At 39.5% G+C, this 19,527-nt stretch carries 17 protein-coding genes and 1 pseudogene; 12 read left to right on the top strand and 6 right to left on the bottom strand.

What is annotated here, in order from left to right; genetic code table 11:
- Window positions 1-368: reverse transcriptase N-terminal domain-containing protein (locus VB732_RS32910; protein ID WP_323235040.1), on the bottom strand; the 368-nt coding region annotated here is incomplete at its 3' end.
- A 143-nt stretch (window positions 369-511) separates the two neighbouring features.
- Here VB732_RS32910 and VB732_RS32905 point away from each other — a divergent pair.
- From VB732_RS32905 to VB732_RS32875, 7 genes are all read left to right on the top strand, one after another.
- A complete protein-coding gene (locus VB732_RS32905; RefSeq protein ID WP_323235039.1) occupies window positions 512-766 on the top strand; it encodes a hypothetical protein in 255 nt (84 codons plus the stop codon).
- A gap of 332 nt (window positions 767-1,098) precedes the next feature.
- Window positions 1,099-1,347, top strand: a complete 249-nt coding sequence (locus VB732_RS32900) for a helix-turn-helix transcriptional regulator (protein ID WP_323235038.1) — start codon at window positions 1,099-1,101, stop codon at window positions 1,345-1,347.
- A 137-nt stretch (window positions 1,348-1,484) separates the two neighbouring features.
- Window positions 1,485-3,962, top strand: a complete 2,478-nt coding sequence (locus VB732_RS32895) for a 3'-5' exonuclease (RefSeq protein WP_323235037.1) — start codon at window positions 1,485-1,487, stop codon at window positions 3,960-3,962.
- 41 nt (window positions 3,963-4,003) lie between these two features.
- Window positions 4,004-5,524, top strand: a complete 1,521-nt coding sequence (locus tag VB732_RS32890; RefSeq protein ID WP_323235036.1) for an RNA-directed DNA polymerase — start codon at window positions 4,004-4,006, stop codon at window positions 5,522-5,524.
- Window positions 5,525-5,697: 173 nt separating this feature from the next.
- The gene (locus VB732_RS32885; protein ID WP_323235035.1) at window positions 5,698-6,897 is read left to right on the top strand and encodes a hypothetical protein; all 1,200 of its coding nucleotides are present in this window, start codon (window positions 5,698-5,700) and stop codon (window positions 6,895-6,897) included.
- Window positions 6,898-7,200: 303 nt separating this feature from the next.
- Window positions 7,201-10,047, top strand: coding sequence for a DEAD/DEAH box helicase (locus VB732_RS32880; protein ID WP_323235034.1), 2,847 nt, complete (start codon window positions 7,201-7,203; stop codon window positions 10,045-10,047).
- 115 nt (window positions 10,048-10,162) lie between these two features.
- On the top strand, window positions 10,163-11,230 hold the full coding sequence (locus VB732_RS32875; RefSeq protein ID WP_323235033.1) for a WD40 repeat domain-containing protein: 1,068 nt from the start codon (window positions 10,163-10,165) through the stop codon (window positions 11,228-11,230).
- A gap of 193 nt (window positions 11,231-11,423) precedes the next feature.
- Here VB732_RS32875 and VB732_RS32870 read toward each other — a convergent pair whose 3' ends face one another.
- The 3 genes from VB732_RS32870 to VB732_RS32860 form a co-directional block, all read right to left on the bottom strand.
- Complete coding sequence (locus VB732_RS32870) at window positions 11,424-12,092, bottom strand: hypothetical protein (protein ID WP_323235032.1); 669 nt, start codon at window positions 12,090-12,092, stop codon at window positions 11,424-11,426.
- 380 nt (window positions 12,093-12,472) lie between these two features.
- Entirely contained in the window at window positions 12,473-12,934 is a 462-nt protein-coding gene (locus VB732_RS32865) for a cupin domain-containing protein (protein ID WP_323235031.1), read from the bottom strand.
- A 50-nt stretch (window positions 12,935-12,984) separates the two neighbouring features.
- Window positions 12,985-13,929: a phosphodiester glycosidase family protein gene (locus VB732_RS32860; protein WP_323235030.1), complete on the bottom strand. Its 945-nt coding sequence runs from the start codon at window positions 13,927-13,929 to the stop codon at window positions 12,985-12,987.
- A 61-nt stretch (window positions 13,930-13,990) separates the two neighbouring features.
- On the opposite strand from VB732_RS32860, the gene VB732_RS32855 reads away from it, so the two are divergent.
- The 4 genes from VB732_RS32855 to VB732_RS32840 all read left to right on the top strand — a co-directional run bounded on the left by VB732_RS32855 (window position 13,991) and on the right by VB732_RS32840 (window position 17,628).
- On the top strand, window positions 13,991-14,836 hold the full coding sequence (locus tag VB732_RS32855; RefSeq protein WP_323235029.1) for a pentapeptide repeat-containing protein: 846 nt from the start codon (window positions 13,991-13,993) through the stop codon (window positions 14,834-14,836).
- A 349-nt stretch (window positions 14,837-15,185) separates the two neighbouring features.
- Window positions 15,186-16,202, top strand: a complete 1,017-nt coding sequence (locus VB732_RS32850; protein WP_323235028.1) for an AAA family ATPase — start codon at window positions 15,186-15,188, stop codon at window positions 16,200-16,202.
- 9 nt (window positions 16,203-16,211) lie between these two features.
- Window positions 16,212-16,862: a nicotinamide riboside transporter PnuC gene (pnuC, locus tag VB732_RS32845; protein ID WP_323235027.1), complete on the top strand. Its 651-nt coding sequence runs from the start codon at window positions 16,212-16,214 to the stop codon at window positions 16,860-16,862.
- A 100-nt stretch (window positions 16,863-16,962) separates the two neighbouring features.
- Window positions 16,963-17,628, top strand: coding sequence for a hypothetical protein (locus VB732_RS32840; protein ID WP_323235026.1), 666 nt, complete (start codon window positions 16,963-16,965; stop codon window positions 17,626-17,628).
- 366 nt (window positions 17,629-17,994) lie between these two features.
- Here VB732_RS32840 and VB732_RS32835 read toward each other — a convergent pair.
- Window positions 17,995-18,264, bottom strand: a pseudogene (locus VB732_RS32835) (thermonuclease family protein); the annotation flags it as partial.
- 88 nt (window positions 18,265-18,352) lie between these two features.
- On the opposite strand from VB732_RS32835, the gene VB732_RS32830 reads away from it, so the two are divergent.
- Window positions 18,353-18,565, top strand: coding sequence for a hypothetical protein (locus tag VB732_RS32830; protein ID WP_323235025.1), 213 nt, complete (start codon window positions 18,353-18,355; stop codon window positions 18,563-18,565).
- A 180-nt stretch (window positions 18,566-18,745) separates the two neighbouring features.
- Here the strand turns inward: VB732_RS32830 and VB732_RS32825 are convergent, their stop codons facing one another.
- Window positions 18,746-19,351, bottom strand: coding sequence for a YdcF family protein (locus VB732_RS32825; RefSeq protein WP_323235024.1), 606 nt, complete (start codon window positions 19,349-19,351; stop codon window positions 18,746-18,748).
- Window positions 19,352-19,527: the final 176 nt, after the last annotated feature.

Genomic DNA, 19,527 nt, shown 5'->3' with positions numbered 1-19,527 from the left:
ATTTTAAGGATTCGAGTTTTACCATCCTTTTTGGGAATTGGTACTTCTCGTAATTCCTGGTGTTTCCAGTTATTACTTTCGACTCTGAGTTTTTCGCTCAGTTCAAATCTTTGCTCGAAAGAGAGCGCGGTTTTGCCGTCGATTCCTGCTGTCTTTTTCCCAGCATTTAGCTGTGTTACTTGACGGATAGCCAGTAATCTTGCTGCGGTGGATTTCAGAATTAGCTTTTGTAGTGACTTTGCTTTCTGCTTGTCCCCAACTTGAATAGCTTTGTACACTCTCTTTTGTAGGCGGAATAAGTTACGGCGGAATTGCTTCCACGGTAGGCTTTTCCAAGATTCACTAGTGTTATCACCGTGCCTAATCATGCTCTGTTCCAGTTTGTGTATTCTGAACACCTCAGACCAATTACGGTCTGTCCTACCCGAATTGAAGGGATTCCTCTGCTCGTCCAGCCTACTTAGGGTTCGACCGCCCTTTGACCTTCAATTCGTTTTTATTCGTTCCCTCGATGAGATTGTTCGTTCCTTTAGGTGTAGCCAATTCAACCATTGGATTCCCTGGACTCTTGCCACTGTTGAGAAAATACGTGGCGGGAATTATCTCCAATGAAGTCGGGGATTTTATGATGCGCCCCGCTTTTCTCTGGGTTGCTTTTCTAGGCTCTGTTTCACCGTGGGAACTCCCCGTTAGCGCCAGTGTCATTCCGCAACGAACGTCTGGTTGCGCCCTGTTCCTAGCTTCACCCTCCAGATACCGAGTCTAGTCAGTGTAGGCAGATAGGGAGTCATACCTGAGTCTGGTAGATGGGGCTTTCACCCATATCAAATCGAGAGTTCAACTTTATCTATTGCTAGATTAGGTTGGTTAGTTTATGTACGGACTGATTACCGTGATTCAACTAACAACGAATCGCACTTCCTCTAAGAATTTAAGTTCAACATCACTTAAAAAACTCCCATTCATTCAAGCAATAAATTTTACTCAAATAAGATATTTTACGGATATTCACTGAGGTTATCTCGATTTTACATGATTAATATGTAACAAATAATATAGCATCGGCTACTTAAGCTAGAAGGTAAAGTTTCAAAGTAAATGACTATTAAAAAACCCTTGGCTATCAACCAGCCAGAGGTGGGGCGGATCATTCATGATTTGCGGCTTGCCTTCGGGCTTACGCAAGAACAATTTGCAGCCACTTTAGGCGTGACATATACCACGATTAATCGATGGGAAAATGGACGCTCAACACCGTCGCCGATGGCGATGAAGCTTATTGAGCAGAAGCTACGGGATTTGGGCGAACAAGGTCACGATTTAAAGCAGAAGTATTTTGGTGAGTAAAGGTCAGGGCTAAAAGGAACAGGAAGCTTCTTAGTCCAAAAGAGTGCAAGTTAATTTTCAGAAGCTATTGGTTATGAAGTTAAGCCAATTACTAAAATGCTTAAATCAAGTAATTCTTCAGATAATAATTAAATATAATGATCATTCCAGACTATAAGGTCAATGAACTTAACTCTGCACAAAATGCAATTACTAAACATATTGAAGGCTCAATTTTAGTACTTGCTCCCGTTGGTACAGGCAAAACACGGGTTTTGGCAGAGCGAGTACTATGTGCAATAAATGCGGGCATCCCTCCTCAAAGGATTCTCTGCCTAACGTTTACTAACCGAGCCGCTAAGGAAATGAGTGAGCGGCTATCTCAGTACTGTCCAAATCAATTACATGATTTGACAATCAAGACTTTTCATAGTCTGTGTACCTCCATACTGCGGATCGAGGCTCGTCAGCTTGGATTACCAGCAGATTTTGTAATCTACGATGATGCCGATTGTGTTGAACTGGTCAAGGAAGTTTTCGATCTATCGAATGATAAAGATGCCCAACAGTTATTTTTTAACTTGGCTAACTGCAAAACTTTGGCTAGCGATCGCCAATTATCTTTTGATTATCCATTAGAAAAACTGTATGCCCCATTAGGCTCTAACTATGATGCCAAACGTGCTGCTCAGTATCAATCTGTTCTACAAAAACGTCACGCCTTAGACTTTGCTGATCTGGTGTTTTATGTCCGGGTGATGTTACACCATGAATCGGAGATTGCCCAACGTTGGGCAGATAAGTTTGATTTTGTTCAGGTTGATGAAGTTCAAGATACTCATCTTTCGGAGTACGGCATCGTTAAGCATCTGACAGCTAACAGTGGTAATCTGGCGATGATTGGAGACTTAGATCAGACCATCTATGAATGGCGAGGATCTGAGCCGGATAAAGTGATTGAGCAATTCAAGCGTGACTTTAACCCCGCAGAGTATTCCCTAACCTGGAACTATCGAGCAACAAAAACACTGTTAAACGCGGCTTCTGGGTTTGCAGACTCATTTGAACACCGAAAGACAAAGATTACACCTGCCCCTGAGTGTGAAGTAGGAGAACTGATTCAAGTTCATTTAGCAAAAAATGAGCAAGCAGAGGCAGAGTGGATTGGTAGACAAATCCAGCAACTAGCAGCCAATCAAAAGGATTTTGTCTACAGCCGAGTAGCAATTCTTGCCCGCAGTCATAAACGCACAGAAGTTGTTAGTCAAATGTTGGAGCGCATGGGTATTCCTTGCGTCACAGTTGAGCGATTCCAATTTTTTATGCGGCAGGAAGTCAAAGATGCTCTTGCTTACCTGCGTCTTATCTTGAACCCTTTTGATGCAGGTTCAATGCGTCGAATGTTGCTTCGCCCAAGTCGTGGAATTGGTGACGCAACTATAAAAGGAGTAATTGAAGAAGGAAAGGAATGCGGCTTTAGTTTGACGGATATGGCATCAAGCCGGACGTTTATTAATGGTGATCCGTTCAGTGAACTTTTGACAACCTATTCATCTAGTACAGTAATTGTTTTTGATGTAGAGACAACAGGATTTTCAGTCAGCAAGGATGAGGTTGTAGAAATTGCCGCAGTCCGCTTATTTGAAGGGAAACCACAAGCTGAGTTTCATGCTTATATTGCTAATACTGTTGGTGTTGGTGACTCAGAGCAGATACATGGACATAGCGATCGCTTCCTAGCAGAACATGGTAGACCTGCTGAAGATGTTTTTTGTGAGTTCTTCGAGTTTGTCGAGAGTTCCATACTGGTTGGGCATAATGTGGGCTTTGACATCAAGATGGTGACTGCCCAAGCCCAAAAAGCTGGTATCACTGCTCCCAAACTGCAATGGGAAGACACGTTAGATATAGCAAATCGCTTTATCGAATCTGACCGTTACAATCTAGAAGCATTGGCAAAGCATCTGAATCTTGCACACCTGCCTAGTCACAAGGCAATGGATGATGTGCGAACCACAATTGACTTGCTAGCAGTACTAATTCCACTCATTGAGCATAAAGCCGATTACCGTCAGGCATTGGTGTATCGCTATGGAGAGGCGTTTGAAGGATTCACCGAACAGATGGATAACTGGCGGGATGCTAGCCAAAGGCTACGACCTTCATATCTACTGGATAAATTGCTTGTAGAATCTGGACTCTACAGTTATCACCATGCAGAAGAAAAACGCCTCAAAAACCTTCTCCATCTTGTACGGATTTTTCAGGAACGGGATGAGCCAGATTTGCACCCTGATACGGCTTTACGTAGCATCCTTGAATTTACCGCTCTTGCCAAAAATTTAGAGCAAGTTTCTCAGGACGATAACCAAGTTCCTATGATTACAGTTCATCAGTCCAAAGGTCTGGAGTTTGACAGTGTTTTCATTGCAGGTGCTACCGAAGGTGAATTCCCCAGTTTTTTTAGTGTTCGTGACAATAAATTAGAGGAAGAAAGACGGTTATTTTATGTCGCAATGACGAGAGCAAAGCAAAAGTTATTTATATCAGCTTACTCAAAAGATACAAAAGATTTTCATAAAAAAACTAGTAGCTTTATAAGTGACATACCAAATCTTTTGCTCCGCTATAGCTAATTTTTAAACATGATTTATAACAATTGACATAATATAAACAAATGAGCCGTACACCTAAAGAACACTTTAAACGCACAAAAGAGCTTGCACAAGCACTTACTAAATCAGATATCTACAATTGGTTAGTAACTAAAGGCTATTTTCCAGAATCTTACGTGCTACCACCATGTTTTACCGTGACTCAATATCCTGCATTTGGCAAGGTTTACTTTCAACATACGAAGAATAATTTTAAACCAAAAATTTCTGAATTCCAACAAGTACACTTCCCAAAAACTGAGCTAACAGATAGAACGTTTGGAATCATAGATCCAGAAATTCATTCAGACATTGCATTTACAATTGCTCACAACTGGGATGATATAGTAAGTTGTATTTTCCATAAAGACAATAAGGTTTCCTCTTATAGTTTTCCGATTCCTGTGGATGATAAAAAATCAGGAATGATTGGTGAACTTAGAAGCGGGAGAATGATCTATGAGTTTATTGAAATGGCTGAGAATGATGTAGCATCCATTGCATTTCGATACAAATATTTACTAAAAACAGACATCAAAAACTTTTATCCATCTATTTACACACACAGCATACCGTGGTCATTACACGATAAATCTGTTGTTAGACACCCAAGTAACCGACAAAACTACGATTTTATTGGAAATCGCTTAGACAAATTATTTCAAAATGCTAATGATGGATGTACTAATGGAGTCCCAATCGGGCCTGTAGTCTCAGACATAATCTCTGAAATCGTTCTATCAGGAGTAGATAGGGAGCTATCAAAATCATTAAAAAATGATGTGGTTGTAGTTAGGTTCAAAGATGATTACCGTATTCTTGCAAAAAGCGAAATAGAGGGGCGTTCAGTGATCAAAGCTCTACAAGCAGCTTTAAAGGAGTATCGCCTTGAGCTTAATGATGGAAAGACTGAAATCCATCGTCTACCAAATGGTCTGTTTAGACATTGGGTATCAGAGTATCATGCTGTGAATCCTCAGCCAAAGGAACATTATGATTATAAGCATTTTAAGGAAGTATGTTTATCAGTGATCAAAATTGATAAAAATAACCCTGGCACTGGAGTTATCGACAGATTTTTGGCTGATATTGTAGATAAAAATTATGAGGTTCGTATTGATGAACTGGAAAGTAAATCACTAACTAAAGTTATAAGTTTACTGCTTATGTTTGCGGAGTTAAGAATAAAGTCATTTCCAAAAGTTCTCGCTATTATAGAAGCTATTTTAAGGTCTAATTTTGGTTCCAAGCACATAGACTTGATTGTTGAACATCTTGAAGAATTTCTTCAGGAGTTAAAGGCTCATGAAATGAATAATAGATACTTAATTACTTGGATTATTTATTTTATCAGATCAAATTATCTTGAAGATAGGCTTAAGGAGCCTTACAATTTCAGCGATCCAATAGTTTGTGCAACTCACAATGATAAATTCACTGTGTTTGATAAATGTCAAGATTTCAAGATGTTCTCTGACGTACAAATAGTTGCGAAAGAAGTTACGCTCCTGGAACACCTTGATGTGTTTAAACCACAAGAATAAGTCTACTTATATTCATAATTTATGTGAAAACTCTTGTTTACTGGGACTACAGGATTAGGTAAAGTAGTTGTCAAATTACTTAAATTTATAGTCGAGTTATCGTTGTTCCATTCTAAGAGAAAATCTGTCAATAAAGGATATCCCTCTGCTTAACTAATGGACAAATTACATTTATGAGTCAATACCCAATAATTTTGATTCCTGGGGGAATTGAGAGAGCGAAATCAGCGCTGCCACCAGTACCCATATTTACAGAACCACTACCCCAACAACCGGGGACAAAGCCCCAGAAAGTAAACAACACTTTGATAGCAGTGGAAACAGCAGTTGCTATTCCCACTATCCCTGTAGTTTCTCAATTGACATCTATACCAGGATGGTTATTATTGTTGGCAGCAGCAGGAGCGATCGCAGGTCATGCATGGCATCAAATCACAACCTACCCTCAACGCAAGCAGAAACATGACGGTGAGGTGGCAGACTATCCTAGAAAATTGGAAAGGTATAAACAAGAGGAACAAGAGCATCAGGAGAAAGTTAAAGCAGCCAGCAGTCCCGAACGAGTAACAGAGTTTCGCTACAAACTGTTACTAGAAGTTCTCAGTCAAACTGTACCTCATGATGGCAATAGCGGCGTAGCAAAAGAAGGTTGGGCAGAAGCTCAATTTTGCAATTATCTCAATCGGCATTTTTCAGGTAAAATTCACAAAAAGTTAACTCTCAAAATCCCTGGCTTTGACTATCCATACAGCCCAGACTTTGCATATATTGACCAAGGGTTAAATCTTCGCATCGATATTGAAATAGATGAACCTTACGTTTATCACACCGGAAAACCTACACATTATGTTGAGTCTTCTAGAGACAGCAAGCGTAATAATTTCTTTATTAATAAAGGTTGGGTTGTAATCCGCTTCAGTGAGGAGCAAATTGTCCGTTGTCCTGACAGTTGCTGCAAGACCGTCGCCCAAGTCATTGCTCAAGTTACAGAAAATAACTCAATTTTGAATCAGTTTGCCAGCTTTTCAGAGCTACAACCGATAAAGCAGTGGACAGAAGCCGAGGCAGTGCAGATGGCAGCTAAAAGGGTACGAAATAATTATCCTTGTCAAAGTCAAAATAAAGGATTATATGAAAATTCGCTCATTGAAACACAGCAACAGATATCTCTTGCATTGAAGCCAAATAGCCGCGCTCAGAATCGTGGATCTGCAAGAGCAAGACATCGCGCTTTAAATTTATCTATTTCGCCGCCAACAAACAACACAACTTTATCTTCATTAGTAAGCTGCCCTTATTGCGGTGTAAAACTTAAAACTACAAAACTTGAACTACATAAAACAGATAAATGTCCTAAACGACCGTTGCTATAGGTGCGATAGCTCCTCTTCCTATATTTGAAAATTGAGTAATCCATTATGTATAAAATAAATTAAACAATTTCAGTTCTTCGGTTACTTTTCCTCAAGCTTTGGGATACGAATATTTTATTACTCCGTAGTAAACGCAAAATTATTGATTCAATTAATGCTATAAAAGATAGTAAATTAAATTTAGCTATACATTGCGTCTTGTTGTCGCGCAATGGCAACATAGCAAAAATGCCAGAGTAAACTTATTATGTTTATACTGACAGTCAGTAACAAATAATTTACTGCTAGTAGAAACATAAATTTGTGACTGATAACAAACCAACCGATTACGCCGCAATTATTCGTGCTGCTAACCAAACCATTCCAGAACCTCCCGAATGGCTAAGTGCAAGTAAATACGTTTACTCGCCGGAATATGGAGTTGGGGAGGTAATGGCATTATTAGGCAGACGGTTGATTGTTAAGTTCGTTGAAGAGGTTAAGCCAACTCAATTTGGGGATTGGGAAGAAGCGATCGCTTTGGGTTCAATAAAATCAAGTAACGCCAACTTAGTTTCTTCGGCAACATTCCTTGAAGAGAACAATGCCGCAATCACAACAATTACAGAGCGGATTCAACAAATCCCCCAGGTAGTATTTCAGTCTGTAGCACAAGAACTGATTGCAAGCATTAGGGCGATAGATATCAAAAATGCTAACCAAGGGATAATTCACCCTCTACCGGGCGATTTACCACCTGTTTTACGTTTAGCGTTACAGAATAACGGTATCATCCAGATTTATTCTCACCAATTAGAAGCTCTAACAAAGTTACGTGCTGGGTTTGACTTGAGTATCACTACGCCCACAGCAAGCGGAAAGACGCTGTGCTACAACTTGGCTATCCTGGAATCGTGTATTAAGCAACCGCAAACAACAGCATTGTACATTTTTCCACTTAAGGCATTAGCTCTTGACCAAATGCGAAAATTGCAGTCGCTTGTCAAGGTAATGCCTAACACTCGTCTTAAACTCGCACTGATGACAGGAGATACACCAGCTACTGAGCGGCAGCGTTTTTTTATCCCCAACCCTCCAAATATCTTGGCAGTCAGCCCCGACTTATTGCATTACTATCTTTATAATGTGCGCCGTCGGGATGAGGGAGAAGGTTGGCGACAGTTTTTAAGACAGTTGCGCTACTGTGTAATTGATGAAAGCCATACCTATACTGGGGCTTTTGGCGCACACTTTGCTAATCTCATGCGGCGGCTAAGGTTAGCAGTTGATGCAGTTGGTGGTAATTCCCAAAGACTGCAATTTATTTGTTCTAGTGCCACCATTGGAAATCCTCAAGATATGGCATTGCGGTTTAGCGGCAGAACCCATCAACCCCAAAGATTACACCTGATTGAGGATAGTGGCGCTCCCTATAAAGGACGTACCTTATTATCTCTTGCTCCAAACAATGCAGCTAATGTTGAAGCTACTAAAATAGTGATTTCCTGGTTGCAGCATAACTTGAGTGGCATTGTCTTTTGTAATTCTCGTGCAGCTGTCAAAGGTTTACTTGGGTTAATCCAACGAGAAACACAACGCATTGGATTAGGTTATTTAACCAGCAAGGTAGCAGTTTTCTACAGTTCCTTAACGGGCGATCGCCGTAGCGAGATTATTCAAAAACTCCAAGGTGGACAAATTAAGGTAATTATTTCAACTTCTTCCCTAGAAGCAGGAATCGATTTACCCGAACTAGACTGCTGTTTAATTCGGGGGTTTCCAGGTAGCCTGATGTCATTTTGGCAACGAGTTGGTCGAGCCGGACGCAAACAGCACGGGCTAGTAATTTACCTGCCATTAGGACAAAACCCGATTGATGTATACTACGCTCGACATAACCAAAAGTTATTATCAGGAGAAGTTGAATCTGCTGCATTTAACCCTGACTATCCAACCATTTTAGGTAAACATTTAGAATGTGGTTGCATTGAAAGTAGTTTAACTTTAGGAGAACTGAATACTCGTTTTGGAAAAACAGCCGGTGCAGTTGCAGATTCTCTTTTACAACAAAACAAAATTTTCTTAAGCGGTAATGGAAAACTCTGGGGAAGAGGCTATCCTCATAAAGAAATTAATATCAGAAGCAGCACTCAAAGGTCAATTTCTCTAATTAATAAACATACGGGCGAAATTCTAGAAAGTATGTCGCTGCCGTTAGCCCATCGAGAAGTATTTCCCGAAGCCATATATATGGTGCAAGATGAAAGTGGGCAATTAATAGCATACCGTAGCGAAAGCCTAAATTCCGACAAAGGAGAAGCAATACTAACATTTCTAGGAAAAGATACAGATTTATTTACTGAAGCGGAGTCAGAATTAGATATTCAACCACTTTCTACCTTGGCAGAATCTAAAATTATCCCTACTAATATCAAAGATGCTCGTTTACGTTTAACTCTTGTTTGGGGAGAAATCACGAATTCTGTTATTGGTTATAGATTGATGAAACGTACCTATGGAATGACCTGTAAAAACCAACGTTGCGCTAATTATAAAAAACCACTTGAAGGAAAAAGCTGTTCATTGTGTAAGCAGGCGCTGAGTGCAGCAGAAGTGACAAAGCTTCAAAAAGAAATAGCATTTTCAGAGGCATACGTCACAAAATACCAAGCACCTTGCGTACTAGTAGAGTTAAATGAGCCGTTACAGAAAGCGCTACAAATAACTGTCAATAAATACAAACAAGAAATTATGACCGCTAATGGAGGTGAGGTTCCAGAACTTTATCAATCCTTGTGGAGTAGCAGTGCTGAAATGACGGCATTGCATAGTATCCAGCACCAGATAGTTAAAGCTGTGCCTTTGGTAGTTTTATCCTCTAGTTTGGATGTAGATGAATTGTCCATACAAAAAGAAAGCAGAAACATTGGTTACTTTTTTGACACCTGTGAAGGTGGAAATGGGGCAGCAGAAGCTATTTTCTCCGACTTCACAAAATTTGCTGCTGCATCTTATGCTTTAGCAGCTGAATGTGATTGTGAAGCTGGTTGTCCAAGATGCCTACATTCAACGGCTTGTCCACAGCATAATGAGCCATTGCATAAAGATGTGGGTTTGTTTTTATTGGATGCAATTAGTCAAGCGAAGCTCAATTCCCAAAATCCATCTTGAACTGAGCATTTGAATTAATGGTCTATCAAATTAGGTGCGATGGTGTACCCGCTAGCCTTTGGTATCGCCCTCCATCAAATGGGAACCATGTTATGTAATTGCGTTCCTGGGCACCATGAAATTATTGAATTTTCTCAAATCCAAAGCAGTGATTATAGTTTTAGCGATTGCAGTAAACATCACTGTCATTGATATACATTCTTCTAGTTCAAATCTTCCCATAGGCAAGAGTACAATTACTCAGTTACAACCACAGATTCAACTTGTTCACACACTGACTGGGCATAAAAAAGTGACTTTTGGTGTTCGAGCAGTTGCGATTAGCTCTTCGGGGCAAACCCTGATTAGTGCAGGTAGAGATGATACAATTAAATTCTGGAATTTACGTACTGGGAAATTACTGCGTAGTTTAGACGCTCACTCAGATGGTATTACTTCAATAGCTATTAGTCCAGATGGTAAGCGAATTGTAACTGGTGGGATAAGCACCCCAACAATGAAGGTTTGGGATTTACGCACTTTCCTTATGCTTGACAGTGACATTGGACATACCCAACCGGTAGAAACTGTTGCGATTAGTTCAGATGGTAGGTTGATTGCTAGTGGCAGTGACGATGGCACAATCAAGCTTTGGGATTTACACACGCTTAAGCTGCTTGATACTATTACTGCACACTCAGGATTTGTGAGTAAAGTTGCATTTAGCCCTGATATGCAAACCCTTGTAAGTGCTGGGGGTGGCGATGATAATACAATTAGGCTGATTGATTTACAAACCAAAAAAACACGCCATATTCTCAAAGGACACAAAACCGGAGTTGATGCTATTGCCATTACTCCAGATAGCAAAAAGCTTGTTAGTGGTAGTTTTGGTCAGCTAGTTTCTCGAAATCGTGCGATTAGTACCCTAAAGTTATGGAATCTTCAAACTGGAAAACTGCTGCATGAGTTTACTGATAATTTTAATTCAGTTGAATCTCTTGCCATTAGCCCCGATGGAAAAATTCTAATTTGCGGCAATTATGATGGCAGTATTAAACTGTGGAGCTTAGAGACTTTAAAGCCGTTGCATACCTTTCAAGATGGTTCCAGTTCTGTTTTAGGGCTTGCTTTGAGCCGGGATGGTAAAACCCTTACTAGTAGTAATGAGGATAGTACTGTACATATTTGGCAAATTAAATAACTGCATTAGCCCTATTTTTGGATGGCATATCTACTCGGACAATATTTCTCTTGAGCAGTAATTGGTTCTAGATTTCCCTTTTCTCTTTAACCGAACTGTATTGCAACGTGATTGAAGCAGTTAGCCTAGAAAAATAGGTAATTTAACCAAGATAAGGATATTGTGGCGGTTTGATTTTCAATAATTCTGTCCACTATTTTATAGCATTATGTTTGGTGGTTTCTGTATCACGCGATTTATGAACTTTGCATATCTCCATTATAAAATATGTAAGTTTAAGAGCAGTAAGTAAGTTCATAAACCCTACCGCTTGAAAATGTTGTAAAAATAAGTGAATAATAGTTTGTAATTTTTGTTGATGACGAAAATACATCCACCATTTTATTTGATGTATGGCAATACTGTTTTGATAAACTAATGTAGTTTCTACTTGGGTTAATTTATCTTTAACTTGATGATAAAACTGTATTTCTTTGTCAAAATCACCTGCTTCTTGGGCTAAAACAGCATCATCAGATAATTGATAAGCCTGACTAATTAAATTACCTGCGGTTTCGGACTGCTGTTGAGTATAACCAAGTTTTATATATATAGTAGCTGCTGCTGATGCCAATTCTGCAAACTCCTCAGCATCATGTAACCAATATATTTGTGCTTGTAATTCCCCTAGTGTGGCTGCTAAAGCCTCATTCATATTTAATCTAACTTTTCCTATAAGGCAATCTGGTAGTGATGCGTTCAGGGTTTTCTCTAAGAAAATGAAAAAGGCGATCGCTGAAACGATAATGCCTTTTTTACTCTTTGAGATTAGCGGATGCTCCCCTTGTAGTAAGCTAAAGCTAATATTCCAAGGGTGATGCAACGGGAGCTTGATGATAACGAAGAAGACTAAGAAGACTATTCAGTGTAGGGTTTGTGAACTGTGTTGAGGATTTAAAGCCGATGTGCGTCTAATTCCCCAGTGACCATTGTATAGCGGTCATCTTGCTTCATTTTTATCCCCAAAATGTCATTTGGAGTAATTGTAAAGCAATCACTTCTAGCATCGTCAGGCGATCGCCTGATCACGGAAATAACTGTTGAAGTGCGCCGTTCTTAGAGGATGCATGGCGATCGCTCCCCCTCACAACCCTCAAACCCTGCTAAAATCCCTGTATCAAATATACCAACTACCATGTCTGGCAAAGGATTTGGTCAAGGTAAACCCACAAAAATAGTACAAAAACCATCCTGCAATTATTGCTAGTAGGGACTCGGAGCAGGTTCTCCCACACTGTTAGTCCAGATGTCGTCTGGCAGGGATCGATCGCGGTGACATACCCGATCAAGGTCAGGATACGTGATTGTGTCTACTGCCGCTCGGTTGCCGACTACTAGGCATCGCGTTGCCAAGGCACTGCGATTCTCAAGGAAGTGACCTACCGCCGCTCCTGCTTCAAAAGTTGCAGCGTCGCCAGGACGTAATACAGTCTTTGTGTCTCCTTCAATGAGCGTGATCTCGCCTTCGAGGACATAGACCATTTCATCCTCAGCACTATGCCAATGCTTGATAGATGAACGAGAGCCAGGTTGGAGAACTTCGATGAACGCGCCAAACAGGGTAAGCCCTCCTGCTTCGCTGATCCAGAGGGTGCGATTTGGCTCATGCGCGGCGTGAGAAGGGCTTTCCTCTACGACGAAACGATCAGGAGTGATAACAGTCATACTGACACCTTTTCTAAACGCAAAGCTATCATATCTGCTGCTGTGAAAGATTAATCCGCATAAAATCCCAGATGATTAGCAACTGGGCGATCGCGCATTGGTATTTTAGTATGGGTGGGAGCGTTTAAAATTTTTGGCTTCCCCTCTTTGTCTGGGTTTGCTACTACCAATGTAGTAGAACCTCCTCCATCGAGATTTATGGCATTATAAACACCCAATTTTGCTATAAATTGGATTAATTCTCTTTTAGTAAATCCTTCGCTATATAGTGGTTGTTTACCATCTACTAAAACTAACCACAATTTCTTACCTGTTTTGTCGGTAGCTGCAACTACTCTCGAATATGGTTTGTCGGTTGAGGAATTTGCATAAATATTTATTTTTGGTTTTCCTTGAAAAACTAATACGTCATCCCCCGCTAGCCCTTGAATAGTATTTTTTGGACATTCTTTACCGCCTGGAATTTGGGCTTGGTTGTTGTTATCAAAGCATAAAACATACCAACTTGATTTTTTATTAGCATATATTTTACCATTAGAAATAGTTTGTCCTAATACCTTTGTCTTATCTCCACTGTAAGGATAATAATGCCACGGTGTCACCTCCTTAAAAGGATAAAAATAGCTTCCGTTGATGGCAAGTTTAACTTGAAATTCTGCGACAAATTCAGATGTTGTTCTCGCTTTGGTTTCATTGTCGATAATTGCTTGTTTCCCAACTCCGATATTTTTTGATAAATTCTCAATAGCTGGAGTGACAAATGGTTTAATTCCTGGTGTATTTAAATCAATCGTCACGATATGAATGATTAAAGGACGTGGCTTTGACTCGATAAAACGCTGATAAACAATCCCCCGAAATAATTCTTGTTGTTTTTCACTGCGGGGTGGACGACGAAAATGACCCCAACCATACATTAATATTGGTAAAGACAAGAAAAGAGTACCGACAATAAAGCAATAGTTAGGTGTTTTGGGAATATATCGCCATTGCATTGCCAAATTTGCTAATTTATTGGTAATTGAAAATTAATTTAATTTTACTCTAAGTTGAAAAATGGATAATGATAATTTCAGTTTTTGTCACCAAAATTTGCAAAATCGTTCATTTAAAGCAATGCAACTTCATGATGCAAATTTTAGCGGTGCTGATGTGCGTGGATGTGATTTTTCTCAGGCACAATTACAAAAGGCTAGTTTTGTGAAAGCGAAATTTGGTCAGTCACCTAGAATATTTCTGAGTTTGCGAATCACTGCATTGATTGTTTTATGCTTAACTTTTATAGCAGTTAGCGAAATGGCGTTTGGCGTAATAGGAAACACTCCAGAAATATCGGCATGGTTATATACTAAAGCTCTAGTTGTCAGTTTGGCGATTTCTGGATTAGGTGCAAGTTTTAGGAGAGTTTTCACTCAAGAATCAAGCTTAGAAAATTTGATTACAACTATATCAGGTGTGGCTTCAGCAGCATTAATTGGTTTTTATTATGGTGGTATTCTGCAAAATAAAAACCCCCAATTTGCTGTAACATCCGCATTTGTATCATCTATAATAGCGGCAATTTTATGTTTTGTATTTAAGAATACTTTGATGCGAGTAATTGTCGCAGTTGCGGGGTTTACTTGTAATTATGGTTTAGCTTTTTTAATTAGTAGTGTCGCCTTTGCCTATTTGAGTACCCAAAATTATCTAATGGGCAGTATCTGGGGAATTTTAACTGTGATTTTACTGGTTGTGACAATGCGATCGCTAAATTTAGCTATCCAAGAAATCACCACTAATGGTATTACTAATTTCAGAGGTGCAAATTTAGAAAATGCTAGATTTGACTCCGATATGAATCATAAGAAAGTTGATTTTACTGCTGCGAACATACACAATATTAACTCTCAAGAGATATAAATTATTTATCGATTCTAAAGAATAATAAAGGGTTGCCATTGACGATTTTTTCGTCTACTTTTTTCATTCCAATTCTTTGGGCGACTTTGTGCGATTCCAAGTTTGGTTGATCACAGCTTACTACAAGATAGTCATAGCCAAGTTAGAGGAGAGTATCCTTAAGATTTTCTCTCGAACTTTGCGATTATTTTCTTTCACAACCCCGCAAAAATTGTTAATTATTTTTAAGGTAGCTTTTGGCCAGAAGCAAATCTTAGCCGTACTGAATGGACAAAAATTATTCAAGGACAAATATAGCTAAAATTCTTTTGTTTTAATAGATTGCAGTAGCCAAGACCAAATTAAAACTATGGGTAAGAAATGTGGACTCACGCTTGGGAAGTACGCGCCGCTTCACAAAGGACATCAATTTGTGATTGAAACTGCTCTAGCAGAAATGGATGAAGTGCTAGTGATAATTTATGATTGTCCAGAGATAACGGCCATTCCCTTAACAGTTCGAGCCAGATGGTTGCGAAAACTGTATCCGACAATTGAGGTAATTGAAGCTTGGGATGGCCCTACAGAGGTTGGTGATACCCTCGAGATTAAGAAAAAGCATGAAGAATATATTCTGAAAAAAATAGAGTCAAAAATAATTACATATTTTTACTGTAGCGAATTTTACGGTGAACACGTAAGCTTGGCTTTAGAAGCAGTTAATCGACTTGTAGATAGCGAGCGCAAAACTTTTTCCGTATCAGGAACGAAAGTAAGGCAAGATCCCTACGCTTTTAGAAAATATTTACATCCTGATGTTTACCGGGATCTAATTACTAATGTTGTGTTTCTCGGTGCGCCTTCAACTGGAAAAACAACTATTGCATCCCAACTAGCAAAAGAATATAAAACTGTATGGATGCCAGAATATGGACGTGAATATTGGGAACAATATCAAGTTAATAGAAGACTTTCGCTTTCTCAACTTGTAGAGATTGCCCAAGGACATTTAGAACGTGAAGAAACTTTGCTTCTACAAGCCAACGAATACTTATTTACAGATACAAATGCTTTAACAACCTATCAGTTTTCTTTATATTACCACAAAACTGTCGCTTCCAAGTTAGTAGAACTGGCACATCAAGCTATATCTCGCTATGATTTGGTATTTCTTTGTGATACAGATATACCTTATGACAATACCTGGGATCGCTCTGGATCAACAAATCGTAATATATTTCAAAAACAAATTAAGAGCGACCTAATTCTTAGGAAAATTCCCTTTTTTATTCTGCGTGGTGACTTAAATACGCGCATTAGTTTTGTTAAAAATATATTAAATAGGTATCAAAAGTATCGTAATTTATTAGATTTATTTTATGATTAATTACGTAATATGCTGAATTTTTTGAGCGTTAATAATATTGCCTTCAATATTGTGGGTTATCCCATGAGTTACATTGAATTTTTTGGAACAATTTTTTACCTATGGTCAGTGTGGCTGATTTCTCAAAGAAAAATTTTGACTTGGCCTGTTGGCATAGTTAGTGTATTGCTGTACATGGTGCTTTTCTATCAAATTCGCTTGTATTCGGATATGATTGAGCAAATCTATTACTTAGGGGTAAGTGTTTATGGCTGGTGGCGATGGAGTACACCCAAACTAGATAGTGGAGATATTTTGAATGTTCGATATAGCCCAACACGTAAAATAGTTTTGTCAGCTTCAGTAACAATAGCTATTTCCTTTGCAATCGGAGCATTGATGAGCCAAATTCATCTAATACTGCCAGCAATATTTCCAGAGCAAGCTTCTTTTCCTTACTTGGATGCACTCACAACAGTTATGAGTTTTACGGCTATGTGGCTAATGACGCACAAGCGAATTGAAAGTTGGTATTACTGGATTGTAGTTGATATTATTGGCATCTGGTTATATGACATTAAAGGAGTAAAATTTATTGCTTTCCTTTATGTAATTTTGTTGTTGATGGCAATTAACGGCTTAATATCTTGGCTCAAAGCAGTTAAGGTGCGCCATAGTTAAATTAATTAAGTGTGTGCTGACAATACCTCATGACGTTTTAATTGACACAAAAAAACGAAGTTGATAAAATCTTCGAGAATTTCAACAAAAAATTCTCTTAATGAACAAGCAATATTATCGTGTTTGGGTAGGTGGATTAACGCTTATCGGCCTTTCTCCATTCATAATTTTGGCTGGTCAAACTTCTGCATCTGCGGCTTGTCCCATACCCGACTCCGTTGGGGATCAAGCTACCGTTATTACATCTTTTCTTGACTCGGAATGCACAAAACAAACCCTAACGCAAGAAACGACTTATTATCGCTATTATAATAATGATAATACTTATCGTTTTGGCAGATATTTAACAGCTAATTTTTATGACAGTAGTAATGCTAAAACTACATTAGATGCAATTCGAGAACTAGCTCTAGCTCAATATTTTGGTCCTCCTCCCAATTTAGCGCAATTGAGAGAAAGAGTAAGCTTGCCAGCAGGATTGGATGTCTATGTTGGTATTGCTGGGGCTCAATCTCCTAGTACCTGCTACCCTGGTGGCGCTACGCAAGTTTTTATAGAAAATACAAGAACTCCAGGTGTCTCATTTGTTTTTGATGGCAATGTACCTGATGGGGGTTCCTTGCCCGCAAATTGTTATACTATTGCCAAACCGATTCCCGAACCATCTCCTCTGTTTGGCATAGGTGCGATCGCAACAATTAGTTTGATTTTTACTTTAAATAGTACTTTATTGCAATCTCAAACCAGACAGACGACTAATGGTTAATAGTGAATGGCACGCTTGTAAAGCTGAAACCTGGTCGAGGCAGGGTGTAGGGGGTAGTTTTTAAAACAATTAAATTTTAGTTGCGTTAAGGAGTTCAACATCTTCTTAATTCCCCACATCCAAAAGCCATGATATAGCTGGCTTTGCGCTTAACAAGCGTGCCATTCGCTATCGCACTAATTCACATTTCTATTCTGCAACGCCATTAAAGTAATTATAAATGTAAAATAAGCTGGTGGTTTTGGCACAGAAACTACTGATGTTTGCAGAAATGCTCTTGGTGGATCTGCGCCTGCTTGAAATCTGCGGCAAATTTTAACTGGAGTGCTGGTTTTAGCTTCAAGGCTAGTTTGGTTTGTCTTGACTTCACACTCCAGTTTTAGAAGCGATCGCTATTTTCTGAGCCTGTTCAAAAGCTATTTGATTCGGGCATTCCACCCCGCCAAGTCGCGTTTTAGCCAAGCCGCTTTTAAGCAGTTCTTCCTGAAAACTAATCTCAGCCTCACCCTGTCCGTGAGCCATCACTTCAGCAACAGTACGCCCATCGCTGTCTTTTGCGACTGGAACGATCATCAGTTGGTTATCGGCAGCCGCGATTAGCTTGAGTAGTTTCTGTTTTGCTTCATTGGCCAGTGGTTGTCCTGGGGTTTTACCCTATTTCAGTTCCGGGGCATCGATGCCACAAAGCTCGACTGACATTTGGCTGCCATCAGTTTGACGAACTGTGATGCTGTCCCCATCTGCTACTTGGGTAGCGATCCATTCTTCGGTAAGCGCGATGGATGGCTGGTTAGTTCTTTGGAAAATCGAGATAGCGCTGATGATAGCTCCAGCGATGCCTGCGGCGGTAAACTACGCAGTTAAAATTATGCCAGTTATCCACGATGGCTTCATGTTGCTAGCTCTGTTATTGCAATATAAGAAACCACAATTTTAACCGGGAATATTTCTCCGGGACAGTTGTCACTGTTTGCCGAAAGGAAATGTTAGCTAAAATTTAGCGATTTCAGGCGTGAGCGCTCACTAAAACTTGCTTTTGTTGTTGCGATCGCTTGTAGGGGGTACTTTGTGTCATCGCTCGCTCAACTAGGCAATTTTTAGTTACAGTCTGCTAAAGCTAGATTTTAAACACTAAGTAGACAAAGTAAAAATAAGTTTCTCGGCTCAAAAACTCAATTTGACTGTGAAAACTGCGATAGCGGGTAGTCGGTGTGGGAGACGAATGTGCATCCATTCCTAAATTTCGTGCCATCAATACTGCTCGTTTCATGTGCAATGGATCGCTAACAATAAGAAACCTGTTTAATTGGTGAGCTTTCGCTACTTCCAAAGCATTTGTGAGGTTCTGGTGAGTTGTACGAGATTGAGTTTCAGTGAGAATATCAGCAGCTTTTACCTGTTGCGCGAGAGCATAATTTTTTCCAACTATAGCTTCAGGTGGTTCATTACTCTCGCCAACTCCACCAGTAAAAATGATTGTTTTAACAGATCCATTTTTATATAAGTTGATGGCGTGGTTAATTCGCTCTCTGAAAACAGGAGATGGTTCTTCTCCCCAAACTGCCGCTCCTAAAACAATTGCTGCATCTGCCTTGATATTATTAGTACTGCTGCCATATAAATAAATACTTGAGGCAGAAGAAGCGATCGCCAGCAACAAGGCAGATATCAAAGCTAGTGTCACCAAAATTAACCATTTTTTGGAAATTTTGTAATTGAGCATGGGGCGTTGTCTTATTTTTCATTCTTAGTTTCAATATCAAGTTAAGTGCGTAAGTTCTATACTGTTATATGCTTCACCATTAGATGCAGTTGTGAATCTGGTTTCTACCGTGCAATCAAAAACTGCCCTAGACGGAAGCTAGAGCAGTTTTTGATAAAAGTAAATTATATAAGAGA

The organism is Nostoc sp. UHCC 0252 (genome assembly GCF_034931145.1).
Taxonomy (GTDB): Bacteria; Cyanobacteriota; Cyanobacteriia; order Cyanobacteriales; family Nostocaceae; genus Nostoc.
This window is presented reverse-complemented; position numbering and strand designations above follow the sequence as displayed.

Coding starts and splice junctions, on each gene's coding strand:
- VB732_RS32905 (WP_323235039.1), top strand. CDS start 512: ATGAGATTGTTCGTTCCTTTAGGTGTAGCCAATTCAACCATTGGATTC.
- VB732_RS32900 (WP_323235038.1), top strand. CDS start 1,099: ATGACTATTAAAAAACCCTTGGCTATCAACCAGCCAGAGGTGGGGCGG.
- VB732_RS32895 (WP_323235037.1), top strand. CDS start 1,485: ATGATCATTCCAGACTATAAGGTCAATGAACTTAACTCTGCACAAAAT.
- VB732_RS32890 (WP_323235036.1), top strand. CDS start 4,004: ATGAGCCGTACACCTAAAGAACACTTTAAACGCACAAAAGAGCTTGCA.
- VB732_RS32885 (WP_323235035.1), top strand. CDS start 5,698: ATGAGTCAATACCCAATAATTTTGATTCCTGGGGGAATTGAGAGAGCG.
- VB732_RS32875 (WP_323235033.1), top strand. CDS start 10,163: ATGAAATTATTGAATTTTCTCAAATCCAAAGCAGTGATTATAGTTTTA.
- VB732_RS32865 (WP_323235031.1), bottom strand. CDS start 12,934: ATGACTGTTATCACTCCTGATCGTTTCGTCGTAGAGGAAAGCCCTTCT.
- VB732_RS32860 (WP_323235030.1), bottom strand. CDS start 13,929: ATGCAATGGCGATATATTCCCAAAACACCTAACTATTGCTTTATTGTC.
- VB732_RS32855 (WP_323235029.1), top strand. CDS start 13,991: ATGGATAATGATAATTTCAGTTTTTGTCACCAAAATTTGCAAAATCGT.
- VB732_RS32850 (WP_323235028.1), top strand. CDS start 15,186: ATGGGTAAGAAATGTGGACTCACGCTTGGGAAGTACGCGCCGCTTCAC.
- pnuC (WP_323235027.1), top strand. CDS start 16,212: ATGCTGAATTTTTTGAGCGTTAATAATATTGCCTTCAATATTGTGGGT.
- VB732_RS32840 (WP_323235026.1), top strand. CDS start 16,963: ATGAACAAGCAATATTATCGTGTTTGGGTAGGTGGATTAACGCTTATC.
- VB732_RS32825 (WP_323235024.1), bottom strand. CDS start 19,351: ATGCTCAATTACAAAATTTCCAAAAAATGGTTAATTTTGGTGACACTA.